This window comes from Psychrobacter nivimaris, assembly GCF_043419765.1.
Taxonomy (GTDB): Bacteria; Pseudomonadota; Gammaproteobacteria; order Pseudomonadales; family Moraxellaceae; genus Psychrobacter.
Genome location: NZ_JBHOFX010000003.1, coordinates 546,722 through 559,216, shown reverse-complemented (window position 1 = coordinate 559,216; position 12,495 = coordinate 546,722). Strand labels below are relative to the sequence as shown.

Here is a 12,495-nt window from a genome sequence, read left to right as displayed (position 1 = left end):
GTTCCAAACCATTATTATGCTAAATAAGAAGAGTACCAATGCAATATAACTTTGATGAAATAATCGACAGACGAGATACCGGCTCACTCAAGTGGCACTATACCGATGACACAATTGCGCTATGGGTAGCAGATATGGATTTTAAGGCGGCCACGCCGATATTAAGCGCGGTTGAGCAAGTCATGCAGCATGGTATCTTGGGCTATACCAAACCTACTGACGCTTTGTACGATTCGATTATTAACTGGCATGGCAGTCGTTATGACTTGCAGTTAGAGAAGCAAAATATTTTGTTTTCCCCTGGTGTCGTGCCAAGCCTAGCGCTGATGATGAATGTCTTTACCAAGGTAGGCGAGGCGGTAATGGTCAACGATCCTATTTATACGCCTTTTATGATTAAGGTTGAGCAAAATGGTCGCAAGCTTGTGCTCTCTGCATTAAAGGAAGTCGAAGGTAAGTATCATCTGGACTTGGCTGATATCGAAGCCAAAATCATCGAGCATGAGGTTAAGCTTTATCTACTCTGTAATCCGCATAATCCTGGCGGGCGTGTATGGACGAAGGACGAGCTGGAAGCGCTACTTGCGATTTGCAAAAAGCACAATGTGGCGATTGTTAGTGACGAGATTCATCAAGATTTGACCTTAACGGATCACACATTTATACCATTTCTAACACTAGCAAAAGGCTACGAGCATAACGTGGTTAGCCTGACATCAATGACCAAAACCTTTAACATCGCAGGCATCAAAGGCTCGATGATATTTGCAACAGATAAGGAATTAGTCAAAAAAATTAGCCAGCAGCAGCAGTTAAATGATGAGTATGAGCTGAATCTATTTGCGTATACAGCCATGCGTAGTGCTTATGAGTACGGCGGTGAGTGGCTAGAGCAGGCGCTTAGTTATATCGAGGCCAATATTGAATTGACGATGCAGTTTTTAAATGAGCATTTGCCTGATATTAAAATCATGCGCCCAGAAGCATCGTACTTAATCTGGCTAGATTGCTCAGCATATAGCCAAGACGATCAGGTGCTGTATGATGCGCTTAGAGCTGCCAAAGTTGAGCTTAATGCTGGTATTAAATATGGTGAGGAAGGACATTTAAAGATGCGCCTAAATGTGGCCTGTCCTAAAGAAGTATTGATAGAAGGGTTGAATCGCATTCATGCAGCGTTGGGTGATGTTGTTAAACCCTGAGTGATAGCGTCAAGATGTTATAAAGTGGCTATATAACAAAAAATCTAAATAATAAAAAAGGCTGGTCTACCAATGTAGTCCAGCCTTTTCACTGCTCTAAAACAACGTTAATAGTGATTTTTATTAGTAATAATTAATTATCATTTTTCGCGTTCTCAGCATTTTCCGTATCCTCACGCATTTGCTCCCACTCTTCATGTTGATGCATGACTGAGCCTTCTAGAGATTCTGATGTTTCGCCTACTTCCCACGGTGCATTGTCAGGTAGCTCTTCGATATGAATGGTTTTTAGACCGTAATCAGGCTGATAAGCTAGATCATATCTAGCGGCTTTAATCACAGACATCATCATCATACACAGAATAACAATAAGCGGTGCACCCGCGATAATAGAAGCCGTCTGCAAGGTTTGTAGATCTCCCAAGAACATCAAAATGGCGGGTAATAAACACAAAGTAAATGCCCAAAACAGGCGATTCCAACGATGCGGCTCATCGTCTACTTCTACCTGTACGACAGATGCCAAAATATAAGAGATTGAGTCAAAGGTTGTGGCGGTAAAGATAATGGCCAAAAAGGTAAACACAGAGATGACTACATATGACATCGGCAAGCTATTTAATATCGCAAAGATGGCAGCCGTTGGTGACTCATTATTAAGTACGGCAACCACATCGACCGTACCTGTTAATTGCAAATACAAGCCATAGTTGCCTAAGATAATCATAAACATGGCACAGCCAAGCGAGCCATAGAACATGGATCCTAAGACCATATTACGTATGGTACGTCCTCTAGAGATTTTGGCAATAAACAGACCGATAGTTGGTGCAAATACTAGCCACCATGCCCAATAAAAAACAGTCCAATCTTGTGGAAAGGTTGTGTGTTCAAAGCCGAACTCTTGGAAGTCTTTAAAGGGTTCGATATACGTCATCATGAGTGGCATTTCGGTGATAGAACGCCCTAGCGCTTCTAAACCTGTATTCAAAATAAAGACAGTTGGCCCAACAATCAAAATAAATAATAAAAAGGCGACTGCTAAGTAAAAGTTAATGTTGGAGAGTTTTTGAATACCGCCTTTTAGCCCTTGATAGGCACTGTATGCAAAGATCATGGTGGTCACTAATAACACAACAATCTGCATCGTGGTGTTACGTGGCAAACCAAACAGATTGTATAAGCCTTCATTGATAAGCGGAGAAGCAAGTCCCAGCGTTGTCGCACCACCACCAACCATACCGAATATAAACAAGACATCAAGCAACTTCGCCCAGTTACTACTTGCCAGTTTTTCACCCAACAAAGGCATGAGTGTTTGGCTAACTTTGAGTATCGGTGTCTGACGCACATAATAAAAATAAGCGATAGGCACAGCAGGTACTAGGTAGATGGCCCAAGCAACAGGGCCCCAATGAAAGATACCGTAAGTGGTTGCCCAACGAATGGCATCAGGTGAGCCACCAGGTAGGTTAAAAGGTGGACCTTGGTAGTAATAAGCCCATTCAATCAAACCCCAATAAAGAATGCTGGCACCAATACCGCCGCAAAATAACATGGACGCCCAAGAAGAATCTGAAAACTCAGGAGTTTCTTCTGGGCGGCCTAGTTTGATCTTACCGATGTCAGATATCACGATGTAAATGACGAACATCATGGCGAGAACACCGAACGCTAGATAAGCGAAGCCAAAGTTATCAACTACAAAGCTACGTGCTATTCCTACCCAGGCTTTACCTTGTTCGGGAAATAATATCAAAGGTACGGCGATACTGAAAAGGATAGCTAACACCATAAAAAACGTAAATTTGTCGATACGGGTGTCAGGTACGTGGTCAGGACGCCACTGTGGTACTGACATCCCTACATCAAAAGTGCCTAGATGTGGAGGTTTATGGTGCTTTGATCGTGCTTTTACATAATCTGGAAGGTATTCTTTTGAAAGTTTACCCACGCCCTTATCTGGTTTCCGACGATTTTGCTCGTTATCAAAGTTACTCATTTCATTGTCTCTTTATATTGCTCTTTGTATTTGATGTTACTGTCTATCACTTACTATCACTTATTCAGTTTTTAAGTCTAGAACTCCTTTTTCTCGTGGTTGAAATAGGTTCTTAGATGGCTTCTATCTTTATTACTGTTATATGTATCGTATTTTTGTGGCAATGGTCAGCATAGCCGCTATGAGCATAGTAACGATAAATACATAGTTTTGTTTGTTTGATTGCGATACCCCTGTAATGAAGTGCTTTTGGTTTTCTTTATTATTTATTTAAGTCGGGTTGTTTTCGAGCACTTACCTTCTGAAAATTTAAATATTTATGCATAACTGTTAATAATTAACCATCTAATAGCCAATAGAGGGCGTAAACTTGTTAAAATAGGGCACCAATTTATCTATTGATGGATATCGATTTATGACCACTGCTGCTGCCACTCCTGCAATCAAAGAAGATCGCATCTTAATCCTCGATTTTGGCTCGCAATATAGCCAGTTAATCGCTCGCCGTGTGCGCGATTCTGGGGTGTTTTGTGAGATGTTCCCTTATGATATCGACACTCAGCGCATCATCGATTTTGGCGCAAAAGGCGTCATCTTGTCAGGTGGCCCTGAGAGCGTCCACGCAGAAAACAGCCCACGTATCAACGATGCGGTATTTGATCTAGGCGTGCCAGTACTAGGTATCTGCTACGGTATGCAAGCAATGGCAGATCGTTTCGGCGGGCAAGTTCATGCCAGTGATATTCATGAGTTTGGCGCGGCGACTATCGAAGTAAATGGTCACTCGCAGCTGACTGACGGTATCGAAGACAGCAAGACTGACGGCGCGGCTGCCAAGCTAAACGTTTGGATGAGTCATGGTGACAAGGTCATCGAAGTACCTGAAGGCTTCGACATCATTGCTAGTACGCCAAGCTGTCCAATCGCGATTATGGCCAATGATGACAAGCAATACTACGGCCTACAGTTCCACCCAGAAGTCACGCATACCTTACAAGGTCAGGCGTTGCTAGGTCGTTTCGTTCATGAAATATGTGAGTGCGCAGGCGATTGGACACCAGACAACATCGCTGAGATGCGTATCGCACAATTAAAAGAGCAAATCGGTGACAAGCAAGTATTGCTAGGTCTGTCAGGCGGTGTCGATAGCTCAGTGGTAGCAGCGTTATTGCACAAAGCCATTGGCGATCAGCTGACTTGTGTGTTCGTTGATAACGGTCTATTGCGTCTGCACGAAGGCGACCAAGTCATGCAAATCTTTGCAGAAAACATGGGTGTAAAAGTCATCCGCGTCGATGCCGAAGACTTATTCTTAAACGCGTTGGCGGGCGAGTCTGATCCAGAGAAAAAACGTAAAATCATCGGCAAAACCTTCATCGACGTATTCGCTGATAGCGCGCGTCAAGTGAGTGAGCAGAGCGATGGTAAAGTCGTTGAGTTCTTAGCGCAGGGTACGATTTACCCAGACGTTATCGAATCTGCTAAGTCACATCAAGGCAAAGCACACGTGATTAAGAGCCATCATAACGTAGGCGGTTTGCCAGATGATTTGGCATTTAAACTGATTGAGCCGTTACGTGATTTGTTCAAAGACGAAGTACGTAAGCTTGGTATTACCTTGGGCCTACCAGCCAAAATGATCTATCGTCATCCGTTCCCAGGTCCAGGTTTGGGCGTACGTATCCTTGGCGAAGTGAAAAAAGAATATGCTGATATCTTGCGTTTGGCTGATGCAATCTTTATGCAAGAGCTTGAGCGTTCAGGCTGGTATGACAAGACTGCACAAGCATTTGCCGTATTCCAACCAATCAAATCAGTTGGCGTGGTCGGCGATGGCCGCCGCTATGCATGGGTAATCGCGCTACGTGCGGTTGAAACCGTAGACTTTATGACGGCTCGCTTTGCGCATCTGCCATATGATTTGATCGAGACGGTATCGAACCGCATTATGAATGAAATCGCGGAAGTATCACGCGTGACCTATGATGTGTCGAGCAAGCCACCTGCAACGATTGAGTGGGAATAACATCAAGCCAAAAATCTGATTAGTTCAATATAGTAATAAAAAAACACTCAACTTGGTTGGGTGTTTTTTTTGGTTTGGAAGCTTTGAAGCTATTATCGCTTTCCTATATTATCTTATCTACTCACTAAAGCTGCGACAAAGCCATTCCACATTTTCTATCTGTTTTTCCTAAGTCGAATCCACTATTGTAAATCAAATGATATACAATTCAGCTAATATCAATTGAGGTGACACTATGTCAGGCTATCTAAATAAAATTAAAACTAAGATTCCTTACACTGATAAAGAAGTAGATATCGATGTTAATGGTAAGACGTTGATCTTAACTGGTGGGAATGGTTGTGGTAAAACTCAACTATTAAACCTTGTTTACGATAATTTAATTGATAGTATAGTTGAAAGAAACAACTCTACTATCCAACAACTTAAGCAAAATATTAGCGGCTGTGAGCAAGCTATGAAGAGGGTTGGCCCGACAAACAGAGGTTACGACTCTTGGAGAAGTCAAAAAGAAGAAGCTGAAAAGAAAATAGAAAAATTAGAGAATCCTCCAATAGGTCTATCTGATCTCGAAGGTTTTATTATAAAGCATACAAATTTTCAAGCCGTTCTTCTTCAATTTGAGGCGGGTAGGAAGTCAGATATCCTAAAACCATCTTCTGTCGTTTCAATTAATAGTCTTAAAAGTAAAGATAAAGAAACAGCCTCCAATCGACATCAAAAGAAAACTACATCTTCAGTCTTTGAAGAGTTTCTAGTAACAAGTAAAGCTAATCAAGCTTTTTCTGAATCTAAGAAAATCAATAATGATCTATTAGAAGCGGAGCGTATTGATAGATGGTTCAACAAGCTAGAGGCTGACTTACAGAACCTTTTTGAAGACAAACAACTTAAATTAGAATTTAAGTCTGACTCGTTTTCTTTTGAGCTGCATCAGCCAAATAAAAACCCCTATACCTTTCAGACGTTGTCGTCTGGCTTTTCTTCAATTATGGCAATCTATGCCGACTTAATTACTAAGGTATCGTTACGTTCTATTGAACCAGAAAAGTTAACTGGTATCGTTATGATTGATGAAATAGACGCCCACCTTCATGTGTCGTTACAAAAGAAGATATTGTCGTTTCTAACGAAGGCATTTCCTAAAGTTCAGTTTATTGTTACTACTCACTCACCATTTGTTGTTTCATCTGTTAAAGATGCTGTGATTTATGACTTGTCAAAGCTAGAGCAAGTTGAAGATCTATCTATGTATTCGTACGAGGCAGTACTTGAAGGTTTGTTTGGCGTACTCCCCATTTCTAATTTACTTCAACAAAATATTGAGGCCCTCGCTAAACTTTTGGAAAAGCAACCGCCTGATCCTCAAGAGGTTCAGGCGCTTTTAGATAAGTTGGTCCAAAATGAAGATTTTTTAGATTCTGAATCGCTTTACTTTGTTAATTCGGCAAAACTAGTAATTAACAAAGCAAAGGGGTAGTAGTATGTTTAATGTAGTAAGGCGTGAATCGACCCCTGCATCGCTAGCCAATAGACGAAGGTATGACTCTGAAGATGTATGGGAAGCACTCAACAAAGTATTTCACAAGAAATGCTATATCTGTGAAACTAGTGAACCTCAAGACATTAATGTTGAACACTTCATTCCACATAAAGGTGATGAAGATCTAAAGTTCGATTGGAATAACTTATATTTCTCGTGTGCGCGTTGCAACAATATAAAGCTTGCTAAGTATGACGATCTTCTTGATTGCTGTGATCCAAATACTAATGTTATTCAAGCTATTAAACATTTACCACCAACAACGCCATATGCTAAACATCTTCAAATTGAAGCTCAGTACGATGATGAAAAAACTAAGCTAACAGCTGAATTTTTAAATAAAGTATTCAATAGTGATCATACACCTAATAAAAAGGTCTCATCTTCATCTTTAAGAAGAAAAGTATTTGACCAATACAATCTGCTTTTAAAGCAGTTAAACAATTACTATAACCCAGTTGCTTTACCGGAAGAAAAAGCAATTGCCGTTGAACGAATCAAACTACTTCTCAAAGCTACGGCTCCATACAGTGCATTTATAAGTTGGTGTATCCTTGAAGATGCAGAATTAGGGCCTATTCTGCAAGATTTTATTGGCATAATTGAATAATGTTTTAATGTGAGTTATATAAATTAGCTCTTTAAAGTATTAGTAGACAGAAACTAACCAATTATAAAAAAAGCAGCACCTCAAAATAGATGCTGCCTTTTATGTATAAAACTAACTCTTAAAAACTTAGCCCTTCACATTCACCACATAACGTCCAACCACTTTGCTAGACATAAAGCGATCTAAGTATTCAGGTGTTTGCTCTAACTTAATCTCTTCACCATAGCTTTCAAGATTAGGTAGCTTCATATCGGTGGCAACACGTTTCCAAATGGCTTCTTTATCAGCCAATGGTATATAGACCGAGTCGATACCCAATAATGATACCGCTCTAGTGATAAACGGCATGACCGTCATCGAAAACTCAGCGCCGCCTGCTAGACCACAACTGGTCACCGCGCCGCCCGCTTTGGTTTGCTTAAGCAAATTAGATAGGTAGTCGCCGCCGATGGTATCAATGGCATTTGCCCATAGCTCACGGCCAACAGGCTTATTACCGATTTCATTGATGGTATCGCGATGACGTACTTCGCTTGCGCCTAGTGCCTTTAAATGCTCGCTTTGCTCAGGCTTACCAGAGAATGCAATCACCTCATAGCCGAGCTGCTTTAAGATAGCGATACTGATCGTACCGACGCCACCTGTTGCCCCAGTCACAGCAACTGGGCCATCACTTGGTTTTGCGCCCATTTTTTCTAGCTTTTGCACACTTAGCGCTGCGGTTAAGCCGCCTGTACCATATGTCATTGCTTCTTTTAGGGTGAGCGTTTCTGGACAAGCCAGTGCCCACTCTGCGGGGATTGAGATCATCTGACCAAGGCCACCATCTGTGTCCATACCGAGATCATAGCCGAATACCAATACTTCTTGCCCTACAGTAAACGTGCCTGACTTGTCACTGACGACGACGCCTGCTGCATCGATACCAGGGGTATGCGGGTACTGTTTGGTGATTCGTTTATTACCAGTAGCCGACATCGCATCTTTAAAGTTTAACGACGAATAATGTACTTCGATGAGCAAGTCATTCTCTGGCAAGTCACTAACTTTGCGCTCTTGAATGCTTTTTTTGAATTCACCATCGCTGGTTTCTTCAACGACTAATGCTTTGAATGTTGTATCGTTTGACATGGTTATATCCTTATTAAATCTTATTATTTGCGCTGATTGGCTTGGCGATAGATATGATTACTGCTACAACAGAATGGTTAAAAAAGCCCACCGTATCTTATCGCTAATACACAGGGGCTTTTTTATATTTGCTAATACCGCTGGTTTTTGCCCTTATTACGAAATTATGAGGTGAGTGTAGGAATTAAGGTTTTAAAAGCACTTTGCCTTTTTTACTTGATTGTACTTTTCCAGAGACCGCTGTTGCGATATCGTCCAGACTATAGACGGCTTCGATCGGTAGCTTCAAATCGCCATTCGATGCGCGTTCTAGCAATTCAGTGATCAGACGTTGTTTGTTGTCTAGATCCATTTCTTGACTGGTTTTGCTGCCCCAGAAGCCTTTTACAACGGCTTGCTTGAAGATTAAGCTGCCAGCATCTAGTGCCATTGGCTTGCCTGACATGATACCAAATGAGACCAGCGTGCCTTTGCTACCCAGTAATGATAGTAGCTCATTGCTCGACTCACCACCGACTGAATCGACGGCTGCTGTAATCTTGTCGTCACCAATGATGGCGCGAACTTGATCTTTCCAGTCATCGTCAGCTGTGACGACATTGTTTTTGATACCGAGCGAGGTCAGCTCTTCTATCGCATCTTTACTACGTACGAGGTTAATCGTATTCACGCCGCGTGCTGCTGCTAGCATCGCAAGTGTTTTACCCACAGCGCCGTTTGCCGCGTTGTGAATAATCCATTGACCGCTATCTACTTCTAGGAACTCTAATAGCATTAGGGCAGACAGCGGCATAGCGATCAGCTGTGCAGCCAACTCGTCTTCGATACTATCAGGCATGTTAAATACCATGCTAGCAGGTGCAACAAAATACTCTGCCCACGTCTCGTGCACACTGGCACACGCCACACGCTGGCCGACGCTTAGATCTGTGACATCATCGCCCACGGCATCGATAATACCTAACGCCTCACTACCACCGATGGCTGGCATCTCAGGCTTATAGCCGTATTGACCACTTACGGTTAGCAGGTCATGGTTATGAATAGGGGAAAGAATGGTTTTGATACGGACTTCGTTGGCCGCTGGCTGCGGCATGGGGCTGTCGCCAACGCTCAATACGTCAGAAGGTTTGCCAAAGCTGTTATGAATAGCACTACGCATGATGATTTCCTTTATGTATTTATGATTTAATTTACGTATAAGTGTATGAATAACCGACTATAAACATCATGTCATTGAGATCATTCATCGATGTATTTTTTCTTCTAGTAGAAACGATACCATGATAATGATGCTTAGAGGTTATCGACTAACAAAGACACTATACTTAAAAATAGACTGGTCGTCTAGGAGTCGGATACATTTGCGCTAACGGGATTTTGTTATAGAAAGCTTGGCTTACATCAGTAATATTCTCTAGCGTTAGATAGTCAATCGCATATATATGGAATACGGCATTAGGCCAGTTCAGTCTATTCTCTATAGAACCTTGACTTGCTTGCCCTATATCTAAACTATCTTATAACGACGATGACTCAGAATTATGATAGCTATCGATACTGTTTAATAAAACTCTATTCTACTAAGTACATGCTCTTGTACTAGATAGGCACAGATATATGCGCTTGGCCACGCAAACATAAAGGCCAGTCCCCACGAATGCATCAACTCCATAAAAAATCCGTCGATAAAGCCTTGTTTGACCACCAACAGGGCTGTTGAGATAATCAGTGACATCATCATCGCCATCAGACCTGTAAAGATAAGGCGGTAATATTTGCGGCGCGTACGTATTCTGATAGTGGGGAAGTTGGCCATAGTATTCGGTTGTCCTACTTGATGTTAGCTACGCCCAGCCTATGATGCGGGCATACGTTGTAAGTTAATAGTTAGGTGGTGAGCAGGCATAATAAATGGATAAGGTATTGGCTACCAGTGTTCATCATACTCCGTGAGGTCAAACAGGTAAAATCGTTATTATTAATGGTAGGGTTTGCGATATTTTATTAATATGATTATTGTCTTTAAGGCAGCATTTTAAAGCTCTTTGAAGAGGTTATTTCTAAAAGGAATATCTCTAAAAATAGCGCGTTCTCAACAGTCGGTTTTGCTACGATAACTTACTATAACTAAGACCAAAAACAAATAGGAGTATAGTATGGCAGCTCAAGAACAACGAGGGTCTCAACAAAAAACATTAGGAATCATCGGTGGTATGAGCTGGGAGAGTACCGAGAGCTATTATCGTCTGATTAATGAAGGTGTCAAGCATCAGCTTGGCGGACTACATTCAGCAGATTTATTGATTCATAGTGTAGATTTTGCGTTGATCAATACGTTACAGGAGCAAGGCAAATGGGAAGAGCTAGGTGTAATAATGGCTCACAGTGCTCAGCGTCTACAAGCAGCTGGCGTACAAGGAATCATGATTGCCTCTAACACGATGCACAAACTGGTCGATGACGTGCGCTCCGCCACAGACTTGCCATTGACTCATATCGCTGATGCGACTACTGATGCTATCAAAAAACAAAATCTTACCCAAATAGCCTTACTTGGTACTCAGTTTACGATGACTCAAGATTTCTATAAGCAGCGTCTTATTGATGCGGGTTTACAAGTATTGATACCAGAAGATGAGGCGAGAGTAGAAGTACATCGCATTATCAAAAAAGAGCTGTGTGTCGGTGAATTTAAAGACAGCTCACGAGAGTATTATCGTCAAGTGATTAAAGATTTGGCAGCGCAAGGGGCAGAGGGTGTGATCTTGGGTTGCACAGAGATTGGTTTACTTATTAAACAGGCTGATAGCCCTATACCTGTATTTGATACCACAGCTATTCATGCAGCTGCGGCGGTAGATTTTCTGTTAGAGTAGTGCGAACTGATAAAAATATTCAAGCCTATAACGTTTTTACCAGTCGCTCAAGCAGTTCAAGCGTGCTCTCTTGTTTGACCAAAGCTACCCCTTGTCCAGCCCAAAGAGATTGATGTTCTGCATCTCTGTTCTGAGACGCATTAGCTCGCATAAATTTGGTCATGGCATTTAATTGAGGATAGGGCGGTAGCTCATTAGCGCTTTCAAATTTGGCAAAGTCACGTAGATAATTATTCAATAAACCACGAGCGAGTTTACCTGAAAATAATCGAGTTAAGCGCGTTTCTGAGCTGCGTCTGCTGTGACTGGCATCGAGTAAGGCTTGTTTATAAGTATCATTGATACCGCATTGGTCAGTGGTCAAAAACGCCGTCCCCATTTGTGCAAGCTCAGCACCTGCCGCTTGTACTGCCTTGATATCCTGTCCCGTCATAATGCCACCTGCTGCAATCAAAGGAATATCAGTACAGGCGCGCGTCTGGCCAATCAAAGTCAATAATCCCAATGGATCGCTTTCACTTTGTGGTAACCAACCACCGCGATGTCCACCCGCTTCGACCCCTTGTACACATACCGCATCTGCGCCAATATCTGCCCATGCTTTGGCTTCTAGTGGATGGTTGGCGGTGCCGATGACGCGCGTGCCGAGACTTTGCAGACGCTGAACTTGCTCGGCACTGATAATACCAAAGGTAAAACTGGCGACAGGAACGGGATTGTCATAGAGCACTTGTAACTGGTCTAAAAAGCTTAGCGCTGGGCGCTCAGGTAGTGCAAACTCGATATTATTGTCTTGATAGTATTGACTTAACCAAGCAGGCATTACCGTATTAAAGGTCGCACAGTCCTGCTCAGAGAGCACCATTAGATTGATCATAAAAGGTCGGTCGGTCAGCGATTTAATAGTATCAATTTGGCTGGTCAAAACATCTAGTGCCGTCATGCCAGACCCTAATGAGCCCAGCCCACCAAAATTACTCACCGTCGCTACCAGCTCAGGTGTGGTTGCTCCTGCCATTGGTGCTTGAACGATAGGATAGGTCAAGTTTAGGGTATCAAGTAAGGTCATGACTGACTGCCTTTTTAGTAGGGTGTTTGCATG

At 42.3% G+C, this 12,495-nt stretch carries 10 protein-coding genes; 5 read left to right on the top strand and 5 right to left on the bottom strand.

What is annotated here, in order from left to right; genetic code table 11:
* Nucleotides 1-38 precede the first annotated feature (38 nt).
* Nucleotides 39-1,202 carry a MalY/PatB family protein gene (locus ACHEVO_RS09115; protein WP_394124684.1) on the top strand — a complete coding sequence of 388 codons (1,164 nt, stop codon included), beginning with the start codon at nt 39-41 and terminating at the stop codon, nt 1,200-1,202.
* Between the two features lie 133 nt (nt 1,203-1,335).
* On the opposite strand, the gene ACHEVO_RS09110 is transcribed toward ACHEVO_RS09115, so the two are convergent.
* Entirely contained in the window at nt 1,336-3,204 is a 1,869-nt protein-coding gene (locus tag ACHEVO_RS09110; RefSeq protein ID WP_394124683.1) for a BCCT family transporter, read from the bottom strand.
* 415 nt (nt 3,205-3,619) lie between these two features.
* Here ACHEVO_RS09110 and guaA point away from each other — a divergent pair, with 415 nt between their 5' ends.
* The 3 genes from guaA to ACHEVO_RS09095 all read left to right on the top strand — a co-directional run bounded on the left by guaA (nt 3,620) and on the right by ACHEVO_RS09095 (nt 7,383).
* Complete coding sequence (guaA, locus tag ACHEVO_RS09105; protein WP_394124682.1) at nt 3,620-5,230, top strand: glutamine-hydrolyzing GMP synthase; 1,611 nt, start codon at nt 3,620-3,622, stop codon at nt 5,228-5,230.
* 235 nt (nt 5,231-5,465) lie between these two features.
* A complete protein-coding gene (locus ACHEVO_RS09100) occupies nt 5,466-6,710 on the top strand; it encodes an AAA family ATPase (RefSeq protein ID WP_394124681.1) in 1,245 nt (414 codons plus the stop codon).
* Nucleotides 6,711-6,714: 4 nt separating this feature from the next.
* The gene (locus ACHEVO_RS09095; protein WP_394124680.1) at nt 6,715-7,383 is read left to right on the top strand and encodes an HNH endonuclease; all 669 of its coding nucleotides are present in this window, start codon (nt 6,715-6,717) and stop codon (nt 7,381-7,383) included.
* Between the two features lie 126 nt (nt 7,384-7,509).
* Here the strand turns inward: ACHEVO_RS09095 and ACHEVO_RS09090 are convergent, their stop codons facing one another.
* From ACHEVO_RS09090 to ACHEVO_RS09080, 3 genes are all read right to left on the bottom strand, one after another.
* A complete protein-coding gene (locus ACHEVO_RS09090; protein ID WP_394124679.1) occupies nt 7,510-8,514 on the bottom strand; it encodes a YhdH/YhfP family quinone oxidoreductase in 1,005 nt (334 codons plus the stop codon).
* A gap of 184 nt (nt 8,515-8,698) precedes the next feature.
* Nucleotides 8,699-9,676, bottom strand: a complete 978-nt coding sequence (locus tag ACHEVO_RS09085) for a zinc-binding dehydrogenase (RefSeq protein ID WP_394124678.1) — start codon at nt 9,674-9,676, stop codon at nt 8,699-8,701.
* 402 nt (nt 9,677-10,078) lie between these two features.
* The gene (locus ACHEVO_RS09080; protein ID WP_102078218.1) at nt 10,079-10,333 is read right to left on the bottom strand and encodes a DUF2798 domain-containing protein; all 255 of its coding nucleotides are present in this window, start codon (nt 10,331-10,333) and stop codon (nt 10,079-10,081) included.
* A 340-nt stretch (nt 10,334-10,673) separates the two neighbouring features.
* On the opposite strand from ACHEVO_RS09080, the gene ACHEVO_RS09075 reads away from it, so the two are divergent.
* The gene (locus ACHEVO_RS09075) at nt 10,674-11,393 is read left to right on the top strand and encodes an aspartate/glutamate racemase family protein (protein ID WP_394124677.1); all 720 of its coding nucleotides are present in this window, start codon (nt 10,674-10,676) and stop codon (nt 11,391-11,393) included.
* 25 nt (nt 11,394-11,418) lie between these two features.
* Here the strand turns inward: ACHEVO_RS09075 and ACHEVO_RS09070 are convergent, their stop codons facing one another.
* Nucleotides 11,419-12,462 (bottom strand): NAD(P)H-dependent flavin oxidoreductase, encoded by a 1,044-nt coding sequence (locus ACHEVO_RS09070; RefSeq protein WP_394124676.1) that lies wholly within the window; start codon nt 12,460-12,462, stop codon nt 11,419-11,421.
* Nucleotides 12,463-12,495 lie beyond the last annotated feature (33 nt).